The 22444-nt window shown below is 35.5% G+C and carries 19 protein-coding genes and 1 riboswitch; of the genes, 11 read left to right on the top strand and 8 right to left on the bottom strand.

The genetic code is table 11. The features are described from left to right. Positions 1 to 17: 17 nt before the first annotated feature. The 5 genes from M666_RS10645 to M666_RS10625 all read left to right on the top strand — a co-directional run bounded on the left by M666_RS10645 (position 18) and on the right by M666_RS10625 (position 7037). Complete coding sequence (locus M666_RS10645) at positions 18 to 2417, top strand: TonB-dependent receptor (RefSeq protein WP_029445840.1); 2400 nt, start codon at positions 18 to 20, stop codon at positions 2415 to 2417. Positions 2418 to 2438: 21 nt separating this feature from the next. Beyond that, complete coding sequence (locus tag M666_RS10640) at positions 2439 to 2996, top strand: hypothetical protein (protein ID WP_029445839.1); 558 nt, start codon at positions 2439 to 2441, stop codon at positions 2994 to 2996. Between the two features lie 208 nt (positions 2997 to 3204). Then, positions 3205 to 5028 (top strand): glycoside hydrolase family 2 protein, encoded by a 1824-nt coding sequence (locus tag M666_RS10635; protein ID WP_029445838.1) that lies wholly within the window; start codon positions 3205 to 3207, stop codon positions 5026 to 5028. Positions 5029 to 5090: 62 nt separating this feature from the next. After that, complete coding sequence (locus M666_RS10630) at positions 5091 to 5936, top strand: aldo/keto reductase (protein WP_029445837.1); 846 nt, start codon at positions 5091 to 5093, stop codon at positions 5934 to 5936. Between the two features lie 45 nt (positions 5937 to 5981). Then, the gene (locus M666_RS10625; protein ID WP_029445836.1) at positions 5982 to 7037 is read left to right on the top strand and encodes a S66 peptidase family protein; all 1056 of its coding nucleotides are present in this window, start codon (positions 5982 to 5984) and stop codon (positions 7035 to 7037) included. A gap of 2 nt (positions 7038 to 7039) precedes the next feature. On the opposite strand, the gene thiH is transcribed toward M666_RS10625, so the two are convergent. From thiH to recQ, 7 genes are all read right to left on the bottom strand, one after another. After that, on the bottom strand, positions 7040 to 8149 hold the full coding sequence (gene thiH / locus M666_RS10620; protein WP_029445835.1) for a 2-iminoacetate synthase ThiH: 1110 nt from the start codon (positions 8147 to 8149) through the stop codon (positions 7040 to 7042). Positions 8150 to 8158: 9 nt separating this feature from the next. Then, the gene (locus M666_RS10615) at positions 8159 to 8935 is read right to left on the bottom strand and encodes a thiazole synthase (RefSeq protein ID WP_029445834.1); all 777 of its coding nucleotides are present in this window, start codon (positions 8933 to 8935) and stop codon (positions 8159 to 8161) included. A 2-nt stretch (positions 8936 to 8937) separates the two neighbouring features. Beyond that, complete coding sequence (gene thiE / locus M666_RS10610) at positions 8938 to 9591, bottom strand: thiamine phosphate synthase (protein ID WP_029445833.1); 654 nt, start codon at positions 9589 to 9591, stop codon at positions 8938 to 8940. 37 nt (positions 9592 to 9628) lie between these two features. Next, the gene (locus tag M666_RS10605; protein WP_029445832.1) at positions 9629 to 10219 is read right to left on the bottom strand and encodes a thiamine phosphate synthase; all 591 of its coding nucleotides are present in this window, start codon (positions 10217 to 10219) and stop codon (positions 9629 to 9631) included. Between the two features lie 150 nt (positions 10220 to 10369). Then, positions 10370 to 12229, bottom strand: coding sequence for a phosphomethylpyrimidine synthase ThiC (gene thiC, locus M666_RS10600; protein ID WP_029445831.1), 1860 nt, complete (start codon positions 12227 to 12229; stop codon positions 10370 to 10372). 60 nt (positions 12230 to 12289) lie between these two features. Next, positions 12290 to 12493, bottom strand: coding sequence for a sulfur carrier protein ThiS (gene thiS / locus M666_RS10595; protein WP_025614514.1), 204 nt, complete (start codon positions 12491 to 12493; stop codon positions 12290 to 12292). A gap of 115 nt (positions 12494 to 12608) precedes the next feature. Beyond that, positions 12609 to 12703: riboswitch (TPP riboswitch) on the bottom strand. A gap of 154 nt (positions 12704 to 12857) precedes the next feature. Continuing rightward, positions 12858 to 15059, bottom strand: coding sequence for a DNA helicase RecQ (gene recQ / locus M666_RS10590; RefSeq protein ID WP_029445830.1), 2202 nt, complete (start codon positions 15057 to 15059; stop codon positions 12858 to 12860). A 204-nt stretch (positions 15060 to 15263) separates the two neighbouring features. On the opposite strand from recQ, the gene M666_RS10585 reads away from it, so the two are divergent. The 4 genes from M666_RS10585 (at position 15264) to lptB (ending at position 18243) form a co-directional block, all read left to right on the top strand. After that, on the top strand, positions 15264 to 16229 hold the full coding sequence (locus M666_RS10585) for a KpsF/GutQ family sugar-phosphate isomerase (RefSeq protein WP_024479955.1): 966 nt from the start codon (positions 15264 to 15266) through the stop codon (positions 16227 to 16229). Continuing rightward, entirely contained in the window at positions 16229 to 17065 is an 837-nt protein-coding gene (gene tatC / locus M666_RS10580; RefSeq protein ID WP_024479954.1) for a twin-arginine translocase subunit TatC, read from the top strand. Before M666_RS10585 ends, tatC begins: the two co-directional genes overlap by 1 nt. Beyond that, positions 17058 to 17411: a carboxymuconolactone decarboxylase family protein gene (locus tag M666_RS10575; RefSeq protein WP_024479953.1), complete on the top strand. Its 354-nt coding sequence runs from the start codon at positions 17058 to 17060 to the stop codon at positions 17409 to 17411. Before tatC ends, M666_RS10575 begins: the two co-directional genes overlap by 8 nt. Positions 17412 to 17505: 94 nt before the next feature. Continuing rightward, positions 17506 to 18243: an LPS export ABC transporter ATP-binding protein gene (gene lptB, locus M666_RS10570; protein ID WP_029445829.1), complete on the top strand. Its 738-nt coding sequence runs from the start codon at positions 17506 to 17508 to the stop codon at positions 18241 to 18243. A gap of 185 nt (positions 18244 to 18428) precedes the next feature. Here the strand turns inward: lptB and M666_RS10565 are convergent, their stop codons facing one another. Beyond that, a complete protein-coding gene (locus M666_RS10565) occupies positions 18429 to 19193 on the bottom strand; it encodes a CDP-alcohol phosphatidyltransferase family protein (protein ID WP_029445828.1) in 765 nt (254 codons plus the stop codon). Positions 19194 to 19292: 99 nt separating this feature from the next. Here M666_RS10565 and M666_RS10560 point away from each other — a divergent pair, with 99 nt between their 5' ends. Both M666_RS10560 and M666_RS10555 read left to right on the top strand, forming a co-directional pair. Then, complete coding sequence (locus tag M666_RS10560) at positions 19293 to 20471, top strand: lipoprotein N-acyltransferase Lnb domain-containing protein (protein WP_029445827.1); 1179 nt, start codon at positions 19293 to 19295, stop codon at positions 20469 to 20471. Positions 20472 to 20498: 27 nt separating this feature from the next. Beyond that, positions 20499 to 22373, top strand: a complete 1875-nt coding sequence (locus tag M666_RS10555; RefSeq protein WP_029445826.1) for an ABC-F family ATP-binding cassette domain-containing protein — start codon at positions 20499 to 20501, stop codon at positions 22371 to 22373. The last annotated feature ends 71 nt before the right edge of the window (positions 22374 to 22444 follow it).

Below are 22444 nucleotides of genomic sequence, written 5' to 3'. Positions count from 1 at the left end.
TTTAATCAAGAATCTTTATGCGCATTTATGCACTGATGGTACTGCTAATATGCAGCTTACCTTCATTTTCGCAAATCTGCAATAATACACTATCTGGTAAAGTAATAGACTTACATGACGGTACCGCTCTAGTTGGGGCGATGATTATTATTGCAGGATCAGAACAAACGGTAGTCACTGATATCAATGGAAATTTTAGCATCCAAAATCTATGTGACCAAACCTATGCTATTCAAATTTCACATCCCTATTGTTTAACAAGTGGTCATAACATAACGGTGGATGGAAATACGATTAAGACCTTTCAACTAGAGCACCATTTGGAAGCCTTAAATGAAATAGTACTGAAAGGGCATGCCCAAAATAAAAAATCTAATACCCTAGCTCAAAATACTTTAAGTGGGGAAAAGATTGAACAATTTAGCAATGGTTCCTTAGGTGATGCTTTAAATAGTTTATCTGGAGTAAGCTCTTTAAATACAGGAAGCACTGTTGTTAAACCTATAATCAATGGTTTACATAGCAGCCGCGTGATCCTAATAAATAATGGAGTACGTATGGAAGATCAAGAATGGGGGGTAGAACATGCTCCAAATATTGATATAAATACTGCCGAAAATATAACCGTACTAAAAGGAGCCAGTGCCATACAATACGGTGGTGATGCTATTGCAGGTGTTATAATAACAGCACCAGAAAAGATATTTATTAAAGATAGCCTTTATGGTAAAACATTGCTTTCCGCTAGCTCTAATGGAAGTGGCTCTACACTAACTTCTAAGCTCACAAAAAGCGATGATAACGGGTGGTTCGGCACATTACAAGGAACCATTAAACGCTATGGCGATTTTGAAGCTCCAGAGTATGTTTTGAGTAACACGGGAACTTTTGAACGCAATGCATCTGTACGCGTAGGCTTTAACAAGTTCAATTACGGTATTGAAGGCTATTATTCTTTTTACAAAAATGAAATAGGAATATTAACCGCATCACATATTGGTGGCGCTGAAGATCAAGTTAGAGCTATAAACAGCACTATTCCTTTGGTACTTAATGATTTTACCTATGCTATTACGTACCCGAAACAAGACATTACACATCATTTGGCGCGTATAAAAGCTTTTAAAAAGTTTAACGGTTTTGGAAAAGTAAATCTTCAATATGATTTTCAGCAAAATCAGAGATTGGAATATGACATTCGTGTTGGTGATGATTCGGATACCCCGTCCTTAGACTTAGTACTGAAAACACATACCCTATTAGTAGATATTGATAGTAACTTATCTGAAAACATCTCTCTAAAATCAGGTTTCATGGCTAGGTATCAGGATAATTTTGCAGATCCGTCTACTGGTGTTCGAAGGTTAATTCCTGATTATGAGAAATATGACTTAGGAGTTTATGGCATTAGCACTGCTCAATTACAAGATAATTGGTTATTAGAAGCGGGGGCAAGATTTGATTTTACCTATATGGATGTTTTCAAATTTTACAGGACCTCCTTTTGGGAATCAAGAAATTATGCTGCCCTATTTCCTGAAATAGTCGTGGAAGAATATGACAATCAGTTGCTAACAAATCCTCAATATAATTTTTTCAATGCATCAGGAACAATAGGCTCCACCTACTCTTTCAACGATAAGCTTAAATTATTTTTTAATTACTCTTTGGCCTCACGGGTGCCCAACCCTTCTGAATTGTTCAGCGAAGGTTTGCACCATTCCGCTTCAAGAATTGAGTTAGGAGATTTGAGCTTCAAAAGCGAAATTGCGAACAAAGTTGCACTAACCTTACAAAAAGAAGGAACTGTTTTCGGGTTTTCAATTCAACCTTTTATAAATAACATCCATGACTTTATTGTAATAGAACCCACTAAAGTAGAGCAAACGATAAGAGGAAATTTTCAAGTGTGGGAATACCGGCAAACCAATGCGCAATTACTAGGTGTAGACATTGACGCTACTTATGCACTTAGTTCTCATGTTAATTTCAACCATCAATTTTCTTTAGTAAAAGGTTATGATCGCCAGGGTGGCGGTGCTTTAATTAGTATGCCTTCGGTGAATACTACCAATGAAATTACGTATGAGAATCCTAAGGCAAATAATTTAAAGCTAGCCCTGCAAAGCACGTATGCTTTTCGTCAAAATGAATATCCAAATACCAATTTTGAAGTATACATTGCTCAATCAGAATCTTTTGAATTGGTAGATGTTAGCACTCCGCCTGAAGCGTATCACCTATTAAATTTTAGGTCTAGCATAGCTGTTCCGGTCACTGAAAAATCTAACCTAAGTGTAGGCTTCAATGTTACAAACCTTTTAAATACCCGATACAGAAATTACCTCAATAGCCTGCGGTATTACGCCGATGATTTGGGGAGAAACTTTTTATTCAATCTTAAATTTAATTATTAATCTATTCAAAAAAAAAGTACAATGAAAACAATCAAAACATTAAGTTTAGCAGTAGTAGCAGCAATATCATTTGCATCATGCTCAGATAATGATGATGATACTCCAGAAATTGTTAATGAGGAAGAAGTAATTACTACCATGACCGTAACATTAACGCCAACTGATGATAGTGAAACCATTACCTTACAATCTAGAGATTTAGATGGTGACGGATCAGATGCTCCCGTAATTACCGTATCCGGAAATTTAGTTGCCGGAACAACCTATAATGGTGCTATCGTTTTATTAAATGAAACAGAGAGTCCTGCCGAAGATATTACGGAAGAAGTAGCAGAAGAAAGTGACGAGCACCAATTTTTCTATACGATAAGTTCTGGACTTGATGCCACAACCGAGTATACTAGTTTTGATGAAGATGGAAATCCATTGGGAACAACCTTTACCTTAACTACTGGTGCCGCAAGCTCAGGAGCTATAACCTTCACACTACGTCATGAACCTACAAAACCAAACGATGGTATTGAAAGTGCAGGAGGAGAAACTGATATTTTAGTATCTTTCGACGTATCTGTAGAATAAGTATCCTTGAAGATTTTAAAAATGCACTTTATAGCTGGTCTATAAAGTGCATTTTTTTTGGTAACCATCGAGAAGAAATAAAACTAGCTTTTAAGCTTAAAAATCCTTGAGCTTCAGTTGCAAATTCCCTATTTTTAGAGGAGCCAAAAATTATAACCTACTTATTATTTGAGTAGGTTACTTAGCGTCTTAATTCAAACACACCACAATGAAAATTAAAGGATTAGTATTTTTTTTCTTGATCACCTTATCTATTTCCCATGCTCAATCTGTGAGCATATCTAACAGCTATAATAGAGATTATACATCCTTGAATGGCCAATGGAATTATATAGTAGACCCTTATGAAAACGGATTTTATAATTACCGCTATGAACCGTTTGAAAATCAAGAAATTCCAGAAAGATCTGCCTTTTTTACCAATTCTAAACCTACGTCCAAATCTGATTTAATCGAATATGATTTTGATAAGATGGATACGATTACCGTACCTAGTGATTGGAATACACAGAAAGAAAAATTGTACTATTATGAAGGTTCTGTTTGGTACAAAAAATCATTTGATTATACGAAAAAAGAACATTCAAATAGAGTCTTTATATATTTTGAAGCATCAAACTACAAAACAGATGTTTACCTTAATGGTAAAAAAATAGGGCAACATTTAGGAGGGTTTACTCCATTTAATTTTGAAGTGACGCATCTATTAAAAGAAAAAGAGAATTTTCTAATTACCAAAGTAGATAATAAAAGAGAAAAAGACGCGGTACCAACACTTAATACAGATTGGTGGAATTATGGAGGAATTACCCGAGATGTAAAAATAATTGAAACAAGCGAAACCTTTATTTCTGACTATTTTATACATTTAGATAATGAGAATTCTAAAAAAATTACTGGATACCTAAGCTTAAATGGCACCCATATTATTGGCCAAGAGGTAACCATAGAAATTCCAGCGTTAAAAATAAAAAAGAGGTTTAAAACCGATGCTAATGGAAAAATAAACATTGACATTAGCGCATCTAATATAAAACTTTGGTCTACAAAAAATCCACAGGTATACAAGGTTATTTTCACGACAGCTACCGATACTACAACCGATGAAATTGGCTTTAGAACCATTGCTACCCAAGGCGCTGATATTCTATTAAATGGAAAGAAAATATTTTTAAAGGGGATTTCTATTCATGAAGAGAGCCCGATAACAGGCGGTAGAGGAAATTCTTTAGCGGACTCAAAACAACTACTAGAATGGGCTCAAGAATTGGGCTGTAACTATGTGCGTTTAGCACATTATCCGCATAACGAACATATGCTGCGCTTAGCTGATAAAATGGGCATTTTAGTCTGGGAAGAAAATCCGGTTTATTGGACCATTTCTTGGGATAATGAATCTACGTATGACAATGCTAAAAACCAACTTTCTGAAGTAATCCAAAGAGACAAAAACAGGGCTAGTGTAATCATCTGGTCTATGGCTAATGAAACCCCCACCACAGACGCACGAAATACTTTTTTAACACGGTTGGCAAAATATACTAAAGAACAAGATCCTACGCGTTTAATAAGTGCGGCCTTAGAGCAAAGTAATTACGAAGGAAATCCGCTTGTGCGGACCATTCATGATCCGTTTGCTGAAGTGGTAGATATTTTAAGCTTTAACCAATATATTGGCTGGTATGACGGCACTATTGAAAAATGTCAAACCATTAGTTGGAATATTCAATACAATAAACCTGTTCTTATTTCTGAGTTCGGTGCCGGTGCTAAATTTGGATTACATGGTCCTAAAGAAGAACGTTGGAATGAAGAATACCAAGAATATCTTTATGAAGAAACCTTAAAAATGATTGATAAAATTGATCAATTAAGTGGCTTTTCTCCTTGGATATTAGTGGACTTTAGATCCCCAAGAAGGCTCTTACCAGAAATACAAGATGAATACAATAGAAAAGGGTTAATTTCTGAAAAAGGCGAAAAGAAAAAAGCGTTTTATACCCTTCAGAAATACTATAATAATAAAAATTAATAGTTTTACACTAGCTTCAAAATTTGGTAGCACCCCAGAAGTTAATTATAAAGAGAGACTACATGAAAGAGATGGTTTTAAATGACGGAAACAAATTACCTATTGTAGGTTTTGGAACGTATAAAGCAGCAGAACAAGAAGGCATTGAAGCAGTAAAATTTGCCTTAGAAAACGGATATCGCTTATTAGATACTGCCGCAAAATACAACAATGAAGAAGCAGTGGGTAAAGGCATCAAACTAAGTGGTGTTCCTAGAGAAGAAATAAAAGTTACTACAAAATTATGGAGAGAAAATCTTTCCTATAAAGAGGCTAAATCTGAATTTGAAACCTCTCTACAAAAATTAGAATTAGAATACATAGACCTATACTTAATTCATTGGCCTGCAAATGCAAAGAATTATGATAATTGGCAGCATGCAAATGCGGAAGCATGGCGCGCCATGGAAGATCTACAAACCGAAGGGAAGATAAAGTCGATTGGAGTTAGTAATTTTTGGCCAGAACATTTAGAAGCGCTTTTTAAAACAGCACGCGTCTTACCCGCTATTAATCAGATAGAGTTTCATCCTGGATATTGGCAACCAGATGTTACGGCCTATTGTAAAGCTAAAAATATTACGGTACAATCTTGGTCTCCCTTGGGCAGAGGTGAGATTCTAAACAATAACATACTGAAATCTATTGCTAAAAAGTATCAGACTACGGTTGCCAAGGTTTGTTTACGATGGGTAACACAGCATGATGTTATCGTTATTCCAAAATCTACCACTAAAGAACGAATTAAAGAAAATATTGATATTTTTAGTTTCGAATTAACGCAAAAAGAAATTCAAGAGATTAATGCCATCCCTAAATTAGGGTATAGTGGGGAGCATCCTAATTTATGGCCCGACAGAGAGTCATAAATTCGTGTTTTCATGATCTAAGTCAATCAACTTTAATAAACCAAAATGAAATCTCGCAGAACTTTTTTCAGTAGTTTTATAGGTGTATCCGCAGTGTCGCTCCTCCCCTTTTCTATTTTCGCCAACGTAAAACAGAATGAAAAAACTACAGAAACTATCAAACCTAAACGTCTTAAAAAAGGCGACACTATAGGTTTAATTGCCCCAGGTTATGCGGTAAAACCTGAAGTATTAGAGAAAGCTAAAGAAACTTTAGTTGCCATGGGATTTGTTCCATATCATACGGAGCGCCTACTTTGGAACCACGGTTATTTTAGCAATACCGATACGGAGCGCGCTGCGGACATTAATGAAATGTTTGCCAATCCTAATATAGACGGGATCTTATGCGCTAGAGGTGGCTACGGTTGTACAAGAATCATGCATCTTTTGAATTATGAGTTAATTAAAAACAACCCAAAAGTGCTTGTTGGATTTAGTGATATTACAGCCCTAGCCAATGGCATATACTCAGAGACCGGACTTGTAACTTTTCATGGTCCGGTTGGGAGCACTCTAGATGATAAATATTCTATACAACAACTGGAAAATGTTATCATTCATCCTGAACATCAGCTGCTAATAAAAAATGCTATTCTTGAAGATGAAACGCTATTAAACAATCCAGAATTTGATAGGTATACAATTACTCCTGGAAAAGCTACGGGTACATTGGTGGGTGGAAGTTTAACCCTCATCAATGCGTTAATTGGTACTCCACATGAAATAGATTTTACCGATGCCATTGTTTTTATAGAGGATGTAGAAGAAGCTCCTTACCGCATAGATCGGATGCTTACCCAATTAATACAAAGTGCCACTTTTAAACATGCTGCAGGTATTATGGTGGGTGTTTGTAATGGCTGTGATAAACCGGCGGCTTCAGGAAGCTTTACCCTCAGAGAGGTGATTTTAGACCGACTCAAACCCTTAAATATTCCTGCAGCCTACGGTATGAGTTTTGGGCATGTAAAAAACAACATGACACTTCCTATTGGTATTAAGGCCACTTTTGATGCGGATAAAATGACACTGAAACTACAAGAAAAAGCCGTTCTATAAGTTTAAGAATAGGCTTTATCCCAATCTTTGAATACAACCTCATAACCTTGAGATTGAATCATCGCTTTTATTTCGGCTGTAGAACGCTCGTCAGAAATTTCAAACTGCTCTAAGGATTGCGGTTCTACACTATACCCTCCAGGGTTGGTTTTAGATTCCGCACTGATAGACGTAATACCTAAATGAATGATATGATCCCTGAATTTTTCACTTTCTCGGGTAGACATAGATAATTCCACATCTTCATCGAGCAAGCGATACGCACAAATTAATTGCACCAAATCTGAATCTGTCATTTCTACTTTAGGAGCAACATCACCTTCAAAAGGGCGCAATCTTGGGAAAGAAATAGAATACTTCGTTTTCCAATAGGTCTTTTGCAAATACCGTAAATGCAAAGCCGTATAAAAACTATCTACGCGCCAATCTTCTAAGCCAAATAAAGCACCGATACCTATTTTGTGGATTCCCGCTTTCCCCAATCTATCCGGAGTATCTAAACGGTATTGAAAGTTTGATTTTTTCCCTTTCGGGTGATGTACTTTATAGGTAGCTTCGTGATACGTTTCTTGATACACCAAAACAGCATATAAGCCTGCAGTAACTAAGGTTTCGTATTCCTCTTGGTCTAGTGGTTGTACCTCCATGCTTATATTGGAGAAATTGTTTTTTATTAATTCGATAGCATGCTTTATATACGACACTCCTACCGTTTTATTAGCCTCACCAGTAACTAATAAAATATGATCATATCCTAAGCTTTTTATTTTAGATACTTCTTTTAAAATCTCCGCATCGGTTAAGGTTTTCCTAGGAATTTTGTTGGTCATACTAAAACCGCAATAAGTGCAAATATTCTGACATTCATTAGACAGATACATAGGAATATACATCTGCATAGTATTCCCAAATCTTTTTTTCGTTAGCTGATTGCTGCGCTGTGCCATTTGCTCCAAAAAAGGTTTTGCGGCTGGAGAAATTAAGGCTTTAAAATCTTCCAATCCTATTTTTTCTTTTTGAAGTATTTGAGCAACCTCAGCAGTGGTTACGGCATAGATTTCCTTTTCCAAGGTATCCCAATCATACTGCTCAAATGTGGTTTTAAATGACATAGTGTACTTTTAAATTTCGTTTAAAAAAGAAGTTAAAGGGCTGCTGGCTTCTGCGCGCTCTTTAATAGGTGCTAATTTTGCCAAATAGGCCATTCTTCCTGCTTCTACGGCCATTTTAAAGGCATGGCCCATAGCTATTGGGTTCTGAGAAACGGCTATTGCTGTATTTACTAAGACAGCATCTGCCCCGAGCTCCATAGCATAAGCGGCATGAGATGGGGCACCAATACCCGCATCTACAATTACAGGCACATTGCTTTGTTCTATAATGATTTTTAAAAAATCTTCTGTTTTTATTCCTTTATTACTACCAATAGGAGCGCCTAGTGGCATCACACATTGAACCCCTACATCTTCTAAGCGTTTGCACAATACTGGATCTGCATGTATGTATGGCATAACTACGAAGCCTAGCTTCACTAATTCTTCGGCAGCTATTAAGGTTTCTATAGGGTCAGGCAATAAATACCGAGGGTCTGGATGAATTTCTAATTTTATCCAATTAGTGTTCAGCGCTTCTCTGGATAATTGCGCTGCAAAGACAGCTTCTTTTGCAGTACGAACCCCAGAGGTATTCGGTAATAAATTTATCCTACCACTCGTTAAATGGCTTAAAATATCATCGGCTTCATCTTCTAAATCTACCCGTTTCAAAGCTACAGTAACCAACTCACTCTCTGAAGCAAGAATAGCTTCTTCCATTACTTGCGCACTAGAAAATTTACCAGTCCCCGTAAATAAACGTGATTTAAATGTTTTATCTGCTATGTTCAATATATCTGCCATATTTATTGATTTAGATTAGGTCTCCACACCTGTTCTTCAATGCCTGTTTTTTCTAACGCTTTCTTAAATAGATTAATGCTATTAAAATTTTTAGTGATTTCTGAGGCTACTGCTACCCCGTAAATTCCCGTTTCTAGAATTTTAGCAACATCATTTATTGCAATACCGCCTACCGCGATAACAGGAATAGTTGTTTGTAGCTCCTTCATGATCGTTGCATAACCTTCTATTCCCAAAATAGGGCTTAGACGCTCTTTTGTTTTTGTAAAATGATAAGGCCCTAAACCTATATAATCTACTTTCTTAGTAAGTAATAGATTACAATCACCAATAGTATTTGCAGTACCGCCAATAATCTGCCAGCTTTCTAAATGTTTTCTAGCAATAGACGGGCAAGTATCTGTTCTTCCTAAATGAACACCATCTGCTTTTACCTCTTTGGCTATTCTATAGTGATCATTTATTATCAATCTAGTTTGATAGTGATCTGTAATTTCTCTGGCTTCTGTAGCAAATTTCAAAACCTTTTTAGGACTTAAATTTTTTAAGCGTAGCTGTACCAATGCTGCACCTGCCGTACAGGCACTTTTGATATTATTTAAATGCTCTTGAGGTGTTTCTCCTTGCGATATGTAGTGTAAATTTGGTAATTGCATGGGTATTCTATTTAAAATATATTAGTCCGTAGTTTTATTATTTATTGTAGTAGTGTTGCATGGCTGTAAACGCTGCTAGAGGGGAACCGCTATTCCATACGCCCCCTAAAACGCCTATGCCTTGATACCCTAATTCATGTAGTTCTTCTATATTGTTTTCTGTGACACCGCCCATACCAATAATCCGTTTTTGAATATGGCTTACCTTAAAACCTTTGCCTTCATATCCTTTTTTAGAAATTGAAGAAAAAACGGGACTAAGCAAATGATAATCAAACTCAAACTCACAAGCCTTTAAAACGTCTGGATCATGAAATGAAGAACTGATGGTTTTACCATACATATTGAGCGGTTTAAAATACTGCCCTGGATTATCTATATGATCTATTCTTTTTTGCTCCTGAAAATGAATGCCTTTTAAATTATAGGCATTCACTAATTCATGAAAATAATGCACAACGATACGGTTATGGTACTTCTCATCTATCAAATCTAAATAATCACAATGCTCTTGATAATTTTTAGAAGGCTTTCTTAAATGAAAATAGACCAAACCGGCTTCAAAAAGCTGGTGTAAAATTTCAATTTCATTGGTAATATCTTCTTCTGGCGCTATAAGAACTATCATATTTTTTTGGGTTAGGGATTGCAGTGGCATCCTTTTGCTGTTGGTGTAAATTTATGGCGTAAAACGACATAAACTTATACGAATAGGCAAAAGATATAACGGAAAGCCCGACTACGCCTTCTTTCAAGGCGTAGGAACCTCCAGTGTATACTACAAATATACTTCTGACCCTTTATCTTTAAATTCTTTAGACTTTTCCTCCATTCCTTTTTGAATGACTTCATTATCTACAATATCATGCTCCGCGGCAAAATCTCTTACTTCTTGAGATATCTTCATGGAACAAAATTTAGGTCCACACATGGAACAGAAATGTGCCACTTTTGCCCCATCGGCAGGCAAGGTTTCATCATGGTACTCTCGAGCTAATTCTGGATCTAGTCCCAAATTAAACTGATCTTCCCATCTAAATTCAAATCGCGCTTTTGATAAAGCATTATCTCTATGTTGCGCCCCCGGGTGCCCCTTTGCTAAATCGGCTGCATGGGCCGCTAGTTTGTACGTAATTACTCCTGTTCTCACATCTTGTTTGTTAGGCAACCCTAAGTGTTCTTTTGGTGTTACATAACATAGCATAGCGCAGCCAAACCAACCAATCATAGCGGCTCCAATACCGGAGGTAATATGGTCATATCCTGGCGCGATATCTGTTGTTAAAGGTCCTAACGTATAAAAAGGAGCTTCATCACAAAGTTCTATTTGTTTCTCCATATTTTCTTTGATCATATGCATTGGTACGTGACCAGGGCCCTCTATAAAACATTGTACCTCATGCTTACGTGCTATTTTTGTGAGTTCCCCCAATGTTTCTAACTCTGCAAATTGTGCCTCATCATTAGCATCTGCAACAGATCCAGGACGTAAACCATCTCCTAAAGAAAACGCTACATCGTATTGTTTTAAAATCTCACAAATATCTTCAAAATGCGTATACAAGAAACTCTCTTTATGATGTGCTAAACACCATTTAGCCATAATAGAACCTCCACGAGAAACAATACCTGTAACGCGTTTAGCCGTCATAGGCACATAACGCAATAAAACACCTGCATGAATTGTGAAGTAATCTACTCCTTGCTCTGCTTGCTCAATAAGTGTATCTCTAAAAATTTCCCAAGTAAGATCTTCTGCAACGCCATTTACTTTTTCTAAAGCTTGGTAAATAGGCACAGTCCCTACAGGAACTGGAGAGTTACGAATAATCCATTCTCTCGTTTCATGGATGTTTTGCCCTGTGGACAAATCCATAATATTATCGGCACCCCAACGGCATGCCCAAACCGCTTTTTCTACTTCTTCTTCTATGGAAGAGGTAACGGCAGAGTTACCAATATTGGCGTTTATCTTCACCAAAAAGTTACGACCCAAAATCATGGGTTCTGCTTCTGGGTGATTTATATTACTAGGAATTACAGCTCTACCTCTAGCCACTTCTTCCCGTACAAATTCTGCCGTAATTTTATTAGGAATGGCCGCGCCAAAATGTTCTCCTTTGTGCTGTTTTGCAATTTCGGTCATTTCTTCCATACGCTGATTCTCACGAATAGCAATGTATTCCATTTCTGGAGTGATTATTCCCTTTTTAGCATAATGCAGCTGCGTTACATTTTTACCCTCTTTAGCACGCATTGGCTTTTTTAAAAGTGAAAAACGCATATGATCTAAACTCTTATCATTGAGACGTTCATTACAATATTCTGAGGTAAACCCCTCTAATTGCTCCACATCTCCACGCTCTAAAATCCACTGTTCACGGATTCTATCTATTCCTTTGTGAACGTTTATTTCTATGTTAGGGTCTGTATAAGGACCTGAAGTATCATAAACTGTAACTGGCTCGTTGGGAGTAAGCTTTCCTGTCAAAGAATCTTTAGTATCACTCAACGCAATTTCTCGCATAGCCACTTTTAATTGTGGATGTAGTTTTCCTGCTACATAAATCTTTTTAGAATTAGGAAAAGGTTGCGTACTAAGCTTTTCGTTTTTTGGTGCGGTGTCTTTACTTTTCATATATTGTGAGATTTGATCTTTAAGAAATAAATACTGTACTAGGGGGTTTCAAAGAGGCTATTAACCGCCTTGAGTGGCTTGAATAATTAGAAGAGAATCATTCTCATCTAAAATTTCATATTTCCAGAAATCTTTGGTGATAATAGTATTGTTTAAAGCGACTGCAATTCCGTTTTGAGGTGTTTGCAATTTTTCGAGAAGTTGCAATACGTTTGTATTTTTTTCAATACGTATTGGTTTTTCATTTACGGTAATAGAAATCATATACAGTATATTTTAAATATGCTGTAAATTTTAAAAGCAGAGAATATTCTTTGAAAAAGGAGGTGCTTCAAGAACAAAGCACACACATATGAAAAGGTTGCAAACACCCATTGCAAGGTGCTTTTCAACTTTTCCCTTCGGCGGTACTAACCGCATCAGGTTCAAAGGGTATTTCTCAGTTCCGTAAAAGGAACACCCCTAAAGTTTACACTGTAAAACTATAAAAATTCTATGGAACTAAATGCTTTATACACATATTTAAAAGATAATTTCAAAGAATTAACAATTTAGCAACATGCCTATAAAAAAATAACACCCCTAAAATTTAGGAGTGTTATGCTATAGTATAAACTAAAAGATGCTCTTAATTAGCTACTTCGCTAATAAATTTAATACGATACAATCGAAGTTCTTCGTCTTCATAGTCGCCATCAAACTCTTTTAAAGCTAGATCTATATTATCTGATTCTGCTTCCAAATAATAGTCATGAATTTCTTCTTGTTGGTCTTCATCTAAGACATCATCAATCCAATAGGAAATATTTAGCTTCGTACCGCTATATACAATCTGCTCCATTTCTTTTAATAGCTCTGGCAGACTTAAGCCCTTTGCTGATGCAATATCATCTAAAGGTAATTTACGATCTACATTCTGGATGATGTATAATTTTAAAGCTGAATTAGCACCGGTACTTTTTACGATTAAATCATCTGGACGAATAACATCATTATCCTCGACGTACTTTTTAATAAATTCTACGAATGGCTTACCATATTTTTTAGCTTTACCTTCTCCTACCCCATGAATATTTACAAGCTCTTCTAAAGTCACAGGATACTTTAGGGCCATATCTTGTAAAGAAGGATCTTGAAAGATTACAAAGGGAGGAACGCCTAATTTCTGACCTTGTTTTTTTCTAAGATCTTTTAACACTTTTAATAAGGCTTCATCTGTAACGCCAGCACTCGTCTTAGCGGCACTTACAATAGCATCATCTGCTGCCTTATTGTACACATGATCTTTGGTCATCATAAAAGAAACTGGGTTCTTCACATATTCCGCTCCTTTCGGAGTTACATGCAAAATTCCATATTGTTCTATCTCCTTTCGTAGGTAACCGGCAACTAAACCTTGGCGCACTAATGCCATCCAATGTTCTTTATCTCTATCTTTTCCGATACCAAAAAATGGCTTTTCATCGGTTTTATGCGATGCAATAATAGCATTGACTTTACCTGTAAGTACTTTGACTATTTCTTTAGATTTGAACTTCTCCATGGTACCTTGTACCACCTGAATCACTTTTACCAAATCATCTTTTGCTTCTTCTTTGTCCTTTGGATTTTTGGTATTATCATCCATAAGGGCTCCATCGCCATTTACATCATCAAACTCCTCACCAAAATAATGAAGGATGAATTTCCTACGTGACATAGATGTTTCTGCATATGCTACCATTTCTTGCAGCAAGGCATTTCCAATTTCCTGTTCTGCCACAGGCTTACCAGACATAAATTTTTCTAATTTTTCTATATCCTTATACGAGTAAAAAGCCAAACAATGCCCTTCGCCCCCATCTCTACCTGCTCTACCCGTTTCTTGGTAATAACTTTCTATACTTTTAGGAATATCATGGTGAATCACAAACCTAACATCTGGCTTATCTATCCCCATACCAAAGGCAATGGTTGCTACCACCACATCTACATCCTCCATCAAGAACATATCTTGATATTTAGATCGTGTCTTAGTATCAAAACCGGCATGGTATGGCACAGCACTCACTCCATTTACTTGGAGTACTTGCGCTAATTCTTCTACCTTTTTTCTACTCAAACAGTAAATTACTCCAGATTTCCCTGAATTTTGTTTTACAAAGCGAATAATATCTGCTTCTATATTCTGAGTTTTAGGACGTACCTCATAAAACAAATTAGGTCTATTGAAGGATGCTTTAAACAAATCTGCATCTGTGATCCCTAAGTTTTTTATAATATCTTCCTGTACTTTTGGAGTTGCTGTAGCGGTTAATCCAATAATCGGAATGGTATCATCTAAGCGACTAATTATACTTTTTAAATTTCGATATTCAGGTCTAAAATCATGACCCCATTCTGAAATACAGTGTGCTTCATCTACCGCAACGAATGATATTTTTACAGATTGTAAAAACTCAACATATTCATCTTTCGTTAATGATTCTGGTGCCACATAAAGTAGTTTGGTAACACCACTAGTGATATCACTTTTTACTTGTTTTATTTCTGTTTTTGTCAATGATGAGTTCAAAACATGAGCAATACCGTGCTCTGAGGAGACACCACGAATCGCATCTACTTGATTTTTCATTAACGCAATAAGCGGGGAAACTACAATTGCAGTACCTTCTTGCATCAAAGCAGGGAGTTGATAACAAAGCGATTTTCCACCGCCTGTCGGCATTACTACAAAACAATTTTTACCTTCAAGAATACTTGTAATAACACTTTCCTGAAGTCCTTTAAATTGTGAAAATCCAAAGTATTTTTTTAGTGAGGAATGCAAATCAATTTCACTCAAGCTCATAATATATTTTACTATTAATACTGATGCTAAGTTCGCATTTTCAATGCGATATAGTTAGTTTCTTAACAAATTTAAAATTAACACAAAAAACAAAAATTTACTTTAAAGAATTTAAAATATCTTTTAACACTAAGTTTATGTAATTTTGTAACTAAATATAAGACATTCTTTTAGGAATACAATCAGATAATTGAATTAATTGATTTGAAAAATAATACTGCGATACTTGACATAGCAAGAAGAACCATAGAAAATGAAGCTAATGCCATTCAAAATTTATCTTCATTATTAGATGCTAATTTTTCGAACACCGTCAATCATATATTGGATTCCACAGGCCGAATTATTATTTCTGGAATAGGAAAAAGTGCCTTAATTGCATCGAAGATAGTGGCTACATTAAACTCCACCGGATCACCTGCAATTTTCATGCATGCGGCAGATGCAATTCATGGAGATTTAGGGACCATTCAGCAGAATGACGTGGTCATCTGCATTTCTAAAAGTGGCAATACTCCCGAGATAAAAATGCTGGTTCCCTTGATAAAAAAAACAGGAAATACACTTATTGCCATGACCGGTAATTTAGACTCTGTTCTTGCTAAACAATCAGATTTTATCTTAAATACTTTTGTAGAAAAAGAAGCCTGTCCAAATAATTTAGCACCCACCACAAGCACTACTGCTCAATTAGTTATGGGTGATGCTTTAGCTATATGCCTTTTAGAATTACGAGGATTTAGCAGTAAAGATTTTGCAAAATACCACCCCGGAGGTTCTTTAGGAAAAAGGCTCTACCTACGTGTTTCAGATATTGTAGAAAATAACATGAAGCCGGAAGTAGAAATCCACTCTGATGTAAAACAAGTAATTGTAGAAATATCAGCAAAAATGCTTGGAGTAACAGCCGTACTAGACCAAGGTAAAATTGTAGGCGTTGTTACCGATGGTGACATCCGTAGAATGCTAAATAAGCATGATGATATCAAAGGACTTACCGCTAAAGATATTATGAGTGCTAATCCTAAAACTATTGAGAATGATTCTTTAGCCGTAAAAGCTTTAGAATTAATGCAAGCAAAAAACATATCACAACTAATTGCCATTGAAAATGGCACCTATAAAGGTATTGTTCATATACATAATTTAATCAACGAAGGAATTTTATAATGGCAAATAAGAAAGACACCGTAGATATGTCATTTCTAGATCATCTAGAAGAATTACGCTGGCACCTAATCCGTTCAACTTTAGCAGTACTAATCGTAGGTTCTGTAGCATTTGCTTTTAGCCGTTACATTTTCGACTGGGTGATTTTTGCCCCTAGTAAAATGAATTTCGCAACCTATGAGTTCTTTTGCAACATTGCAAAGTTTTTTAATTTCACGTCTGATTTCTGTGCTGAAGAATTGCCATTTACCATACAAAGTAGAACCATGGCAGGGCAGTTTTCTGCGGATATTTGGACCGCTATCTGGGCCGGAATAATTATCGCATTTCCGTATATTTTATTCGAAATGTGGAAATTTATTAGCCCAGGACTTTATGAAAAAGAACGCAAGAATTCTAGAGGTTTTATTTTTATAGCTTCTTTCTTATTTTTCTTAGGCGTATTATTTGGGTATTATATTGTAGCCCCTTTATCTATTAACTTTTTAGGAACCTATTCTGTCAGTGATGTTGTTAAAAACGAATTTGATCTTAGCTCCTATATATCAACCTTAAGATCATCTGTAATTGCATGTGGAATTATATTTGAACTCCCAATCATCATCTATTTCTTAACAAAAATAGGATTGGTGACGCCAGAAATTTTAAAGAAATACAGAAAGATAGCTTTAGTAGTTGTATTAATTTTATCTGCAGTTATTACCCCTCCAGATGTTGCAAGTCAAATTGTAGTTTCTATTCCTATTATCATCCTATACCAAGTTAGTATTTACATCTCTGGATATGTAATCCGAAAAGAATTAAAAAAAGAAGCAAAAAGAAAGAAAAATGCCTAATCAAATAGAAGAATTTAATGCTTACCGTTCTAAAATGAATGATAAGCTGCTTGCCGATAATAATAAAATCATCAAAAGAATATTTAATTTAGACACCAATGCTTTTGCTCCCGGTGCCTTAGATGTTAAAACAAAAGAACTTCTTGGACTTGTAGCTTCTGCTGTACTTCGTTGTGATGATTGTGTGAAATACCACTTAGAAAGTTCTCATAGTGTGGGCGCCAGCAAAGAAGAAGTTATGGAAACCTTAAGTATTGCCACACTTGTTGGAGGTACCATCGTAGTTCCGCACTTACGTAGAGCTTATGAATATTGGGAAGCTTTAGAAGAGCAAGAAAACGAATAAGGGTTAAATTTTCTCTAATTAGTTGAGAGAGACCACATTTTCCATTAGTTTTGAAACAATATAAAAGGTAAAAACCAACAACGAACTAGCATTTATGAAGTTACGTGCAGACAATATAATGAAGTCCTATAGAGGGCGACCAGTAGTTAAAGGAATTTCATTAGAAGTTAATCAGGGCGAAATTGTGGGTCTTCTTGGTCCAAATGGCGCCGGAAAAACTACATCGTTCTACATGATTGTTGGTCTGGTTAAACCTAACGGCGGGAATATCTATTTAAACGATATGAATATTACTAAGTTTCCGATGTACAAAAGAGCACAAAACGGGATAGGTTACCTTGCACAGGAAGCTTCTGTATTTAGAAAACTTAGTATTGAAGAAAACATATTAAGTGTTTTACAGCTTACCAAGCTCAGCAAGAAAGAGCAAGAAATGAAAATGGAATCGCTTATCGAAGAATTTAGCTTAGGCCATATTCGAAAAAACCGTGGTGATTTACTTTCTGGTGGCGAACGTAGAAGAACAGAAATTGCGCGTGCTTTAGCTACAGATCCTAAATTTATTCTACTAGACGAACCTTTTGCAGGTGTAGATCCTGTGGCAGTAGAAGACATTCAGCGTATTGTAGCACAGTTAAAAGACAAAAATATAGGTATTCTTATTACCGATCATAACGTACAGGAGACCTTAGCGATTACCGAGCGTTCCTACCTGATGTTTGAAGGGGGAATTTTAAAGTCTGGTATTCCCGAAGATCTAGCCGCTGATGAAATGGTACGTAAAGTATATCTAGGTCAGAATTTTGAATTACGTAAAAAGAAACTGTTTTAGACAACTAAAACAATTAGAACTATAATTAAAGCCAACACTAAAAAACATCTTTTTAGTATTGGTTATTTTTTTTGTGTAAAACTCAAATAGGCATTCAAAAACTAATTAACGGAAGTTTAAATAGTATCCGCATCAGTAAGAATTGTGTTTATCTTGAACATGCACACTCTAATATTCTACAAACACTACCCCTTTACCTTAATTAAATTAAGGACAGATGTTAATACATAAAAGAGGATGATAGCAGGTACCGCCATAAACTTAAGGGTTACCAAGAGTATAATACTTACCACTAAAAACAAGTAGCGAATGGCATTATCTTTAAAGCTCCAATTTGAAAATTTTAAGGCGAATAAGGGTATGTTTGCATTCAGCAAATATGCACTTAGAAATGTCAATCCTATTAAAAACCATTGATTAAGTATCATGTTGTTTAACACTTCATTAGTATGGTACAGCAAAATCAAAGGCAAAGAAATAATCAATAAAGTGTTTGCGGGTGTGGGTAAACCTATAAAGGAGTTGGTCTGATTTTCGTCTATATTGAACTTTGCCAAGCGATAGGCAGAAGCCAGAGTAACAATTAACCCTAAAAGAGGAATTAATTCTTGAGGATTTAGTTTAAAAGATTGCCATGTAGCCAAGCCTGAACTTTCAGAAAACAAACCACCACTCCAACCTCCTGTTGAAGACATTTCTAAAAGCTTAAACATCACAATACCCGGCACCACACCACTCGTAACCATATCGGCTAAAGAATCTAACTGTAAGCCCAAACCACTTTTAACATTTAGTAATCGCGCAGCAAATCCGTCAAAATAATCAAAAAATATGCCTAGAAAAACAAACAATGCTACCATTTCAAAAACTCCGTGAACTGCAAAAAATACAGCAATACACCCACAGAATAAATTGAGTAAAGTAATAAGGTTTGGTATGTGTTTTTTCATGTGTTAAGCTTTTGGTAAAAATAGGATATTTTTATCGGAACTAATTATCTCAAATAAATTCTTCGCATATTTGTTTGTAGAAAAGTTTTACCCCATACTATGCTATTTAAAAAATACATTTTAAGTTTCTTTCTTACTTTTTCTTTATTTGGATTCTCGCAACCAACACTATCTCCTAAATCAAAAATTAGTGTCTTAACGGTAGGAACAGCAGATGAACTTTATGCTAAATTTGGCCATAGCGCTATACGGGTTCAAGATCCTGCTTTAGGAATTGATGTTGTATATAATTACGGTCATTTTGATTTCAATACGCCCAACTTTTACACAAAATTCACCCGAGGTAAACTTTTATATAGTTTAGCACGTGAGTCTTTTGAAGGTTTCATTTACGGCTACCAACTAGAAAACAGATGGGTAAAAGAACAAGATTTACAACTCACTGTTCAAGAACGTAATGATTTTTTGAAATTTCTAGAAAACAATCATCTTCCAGAAAACAGGTTTTACAAATATGATTTCTTATTTGATAATTGCTCCACAAGATTACCCGATGCCTTACAAACTGTTTTAGGAGCTAAACTAACTTTTGACTATACACATCTAGAAAATCAGTTTACATTTAGAGAATTAATACATCAAAACTTAGACGTTAATTCCTGGTCTAATTTTGGTATAGATCTGGCCCTAGGATCTGTAATTGACCGAAAAGCCACTCCATGGGAACATCAATTTTTACCAATCTATGTATTTAAACAACTTCCGCACGCTACGGTAGATGGAAAAAAATTAGTTTCAAAAGAAAGAACCTTATTAAAAGAAGTACCTGAAGAAAAAAATTCCAACTTTCTTCTATCCCCACTACTATGGCTTTCTATACTTAGTATACTAGTATGCCTAATCACGTTAAAAGATTACAAAGCAAAAAAAAGATCTAGATATCTGGACTTTGTTTTGTTTTTAACCACAGGACTAGCTGGAGTCTTGATTGTGTTTCTTTGGTTTGGAACAGACCACCAAGCCACCGCTAAGAACTTTAATTTCTTATGGACCTTTCCTATAAATAGCTTTATCGCATTCTTTTTACTAAAAAAAGGAGCGCTTGCTAAATGGATTTCTATCTATATGCTATTACTCCTTACTTGTATTGGTATCGCACTAACACTTTGGATTCTTAAAGTACAAATATTCAGTATTTTAATCCTTCCAATCGTATTTGCTTTAGTCCTTAGATATTCCTTTTTAATTTATTATCAAAGGTCTGCTAGAGTTCACTAACTTTGCCAGTTCTAATACAAAAATTACATGAATCTATTATCAGTAGAAAATATTGCAAAAGCCTATGGCGAACATGTTTTATTTTCTGATATCTCTTTTGGAATAAACAAAGATCAAAAAATAGCGTTAATCGCTAAAAACGGAAGTGGAAAAACATCCATATTAAATATATTATCCGGATTAGACACTCCAGATTCTGGCCAAGTAAATTACAGAAAGGGAATTAGAGTTTCATTCTTAGATCAAGAACCTAATTTAGATCCAAATTTAACCATCGAGGAGACCATCTTTGCCTCTGATAATGAAATATTAAAGGTCATTAGAGCTTACGAACATGCTTTAGAAAACCCAGAAGAAGCAGACGCATACCAAACCGCTTTTGAAGGGATGGAGCGCTTTCAGGCTTGGGATTTTGAAACACAATACAAGCAAATTTTATCTAAGCTTAATCTTAACGATATTCACCTTAAAGTAGAAATACTTTCTGGAGGGCAAAAAAAGCGTTTAGCCTTAGCAAATGCACTAATCAATAAACCAGACTTACTGGTACTTGATGAGCCTACCAACCATTTAGATTTAGAAATGATTGAATGGTTAGAGCAGTATTTTGCCAAAGAAAATATGACCTTGTTTATGGTAACGCATGATCGTTACTTTTTAGAACGTGTTTGTAATGAAATCATAGAGCTAGATGAAGGTGTTATGTATCCATACAAAGGAAACTACTCTTACTATCTAGAAAAGAAAGAGAACAGATTAGAGCAAGAGGCCACAGAGCAACATAAATCTAAACTTTTATTTAAAAAAGAATTAGATTGGATGCGCAGACAGCCTAAAGCTAGAACTACAAAGTCGAAATCTAGACAAGATGATTTTTACGAGATAAAAGAAAAGGCGAGCAAACGCAGAAACGAAAATGAGGTAGAGCTTGAAATCAATATGGAACGTATGGGAAGTAAAATTCTTGAGTTGCATAAAATTTCTAAATCATACCCAGGAAAGCCTATCTTAGATAAGTTTGAATACAACTTTCTTCGTGGCGAACGTCTTGGTATTATTGGTAAAAATGGTGCCGGAAAATCTACCTTCTTAAATATTCTAAGTGGTAATGATGAGCCCGATAGCGGAAAAGTTATTGTTGGTGAAACTATAAAGTTTGGATATTACACGCAAAAAGGTATAAATATTAAAGAAGGCCAAAAGGTTATTGATGTTATTCGTGAATTTGGCGATTACATTCCATTAGCCAAAGGAAGACAAATATCTGCACAACAATTATTAGAACGCTTTTTGTTTGACCGCAAAAAACAATATGATTTTGTTGATAAATTAAGTGGTGGTGAGCGCAAACGTTTGTATTTGTGTACCATTTTAATTCAGAATCCTAACTTCTTAATTCTTGACGAACCTACAAACGATTTAGATATTGTAACCCTGAATGTTCTAGAGAGCTTTCTAATGGATTTCCCTGGATGCTTACTAGTTGTTTCACACGACAGGTATTTTATGGATAAAATTGTAGATCACCTGTTTGTTTTTAGAGGCGATGCTGTTGTTGAAGATTTTCCAGGTAATTATTCAGATTTCAGATCTTACGAAGACAGTGCTGTATTAGAAAGCAGAGCTGCTAAAAAAGAAAACACACCTGCAGAAGCAGACAAAGGCACTAAGAAGAAAGAAGAAAAAAAGAAACTTACGTTCAACGAACAGAAAGAGTTCACAAATATTGAACGTGAAATAAAAAAATTGGAAGCAAAAAAAGAAGCTACACAACAAAAGTTTGCAGACCCTGCTTTAACTGGAGATGAAATAGATAAGTTATCTATAGCGCTTAAAGAAATTGAAGCTGCCATAGAGGTAAAAACAGAACGTTGGTTTGAACTTTCTGCACTTATAGAATAAAGCACATGTATTGGCTTAGGTATTTATTTTTTTTATTCTCATCTACAAATCAGCATGGTGTACACTCCCCT

Source organism: Cellulophaga baltica 18 (assembly GCF_000468615.2).
GTDB classification, from domain to species: Bacteria; Bacteroidota; Bacteroidia; order Flavobacteriales; family Flavobacteriaceae; genus Cellulophaga; species Cellulophaga baltica.
The sequence above is the reverse complement of the archived record's forward strand: the minus strand, read 5'-3'. Positions and strand labels throughout refer to the sequence as shown.

What these genes read in the sequence shown, in the direction of transcription:
- M666_RS10645 (WP_029445840.1), top strand. Translation starts at nt 18, where the DNA reads ATGCGCATTTATGCACTGATGGTACTGCTAATATGCAGCTTACCTTCA.
- M666_RS10640 (WP_029445839.1), top strand. Translation starts at nt 2,439, where the DNA reads ATGAAAACAATCAAAACATTAAGTTTAGCAGTAGTAGCAGCAATATCA.
- M666_RS10635 (WP_029445838.1), top strand. Translation starts at nt 3,205, where the DNA reads ATGAAAATTAAAGGATTAGTATTTTTTTTCTTGATCACCTTATCTATT.
- M666_RS10630 (WP_029445837.1), top strand. Translation starts at nt 5,091, where the DNA reads ATGAAAGAGATGGTTTTAAATGACGGAAACAAATTACCTATTGTAGGT.
- M666_RS10625 (WP_029445836.1), top strand. Translation starts at nt 5,982, where the DNA reads ATGAAATCTCGCAGAACTTTTTTCAGTAGTTTTATAGGTGTATCCGCA.
- thiH (WP_029445835.1), bottom strand. Translation starts at nt 8,149, where the DNA reads ATGTCATTTAAAACCACATTTGAGCAGTATGATTGGGATACCTTGGAA.
- M666_RS10615 (WP_029445834.1), bottom strand. Translation starts at nt 8,935, where the DNA reads ATGGCAGATATATTGAACATAGCAGATAAAACATTTAAATCACGTTTA.
- thiE (WP_029445833.1), bottom strand. Translation starts at nt 9,591, where the DNA reads ATGCAATTACCAAATTTACACTACATATCGCAAGGAGAAACACCTCAA.
- M666_RS10605 (WP_029445832.1), bottom strand. Translation starts at nt 10,219, where the DNA reads ATGATAGTTCTTATAGCGCCAGAAGAAGATATTACCAATGAAATTGAA.
- thiC (WP_029445831.1), bottom strand. Translation starts at nt 12,229, where the DNA reads ATGAAAAGTAAAGACACCGCACCAAAAAACGAAAAGCTTAGTACGCAA.
- thiS (WP_025614514.1), bottom strand. Translation starts at nt 12,493, where the DNA reads ATGATTTCTATTACCGTAAATGAAAAACCAATACGTATTGAAAAAAAT.
- recQ (WP_029445830.1), bottom strand. Translation starts at nt 15,059, where the DNA reads ATGAGCTTGAGTGAAATTGATTTGCATTCCTCACTAAAAAAATACTTT.
- tatC (WP_024479954.1), top strand. Translation starts at nt 16,229, where the DNA reads ATGGCAAATAAGAAAGACACCGTAGATATGTCATTTCTAGATCATCTA.
- M666_RS10575 (WP_024479953.1), top strand. Translation starts at nt 17,058, where the DNA reads ATGCCTAATCAAATAGAAGAATTTAATGCTTACCGTTCTAAAATGAAT.
- lptB (WP_029445829.1), top strand. Translation starts at nt 17,506, where the DNA reads ATGAAGTTACGTGCAGACAATATAATGAAGTCCTATAGAGGGCGACCA.
- M666_RS10565 (WP_029445828.1), bottom strand. Translation starts at nt 19,193, where the DNA reads ATGAAAAAACACATACCAAACCTTATTACTTTACTCAATTTATTCTGT.
- M666_RS10560 (WP_029445827.1), top strand. Translation starts at nt 19,293, where the DNA reads ATGCTATTTAAAAAATACATTTTAAGTTTCTTTCTTACTTTTTCTTTA.
- M666_RS10555 (WP_029445826.1), top strand. Translation starts at nt 20,499, where the DNA reads ATGAATCTATTATCAGTAGAAAATATTGCAAAAGCCTATGGCGAACAT.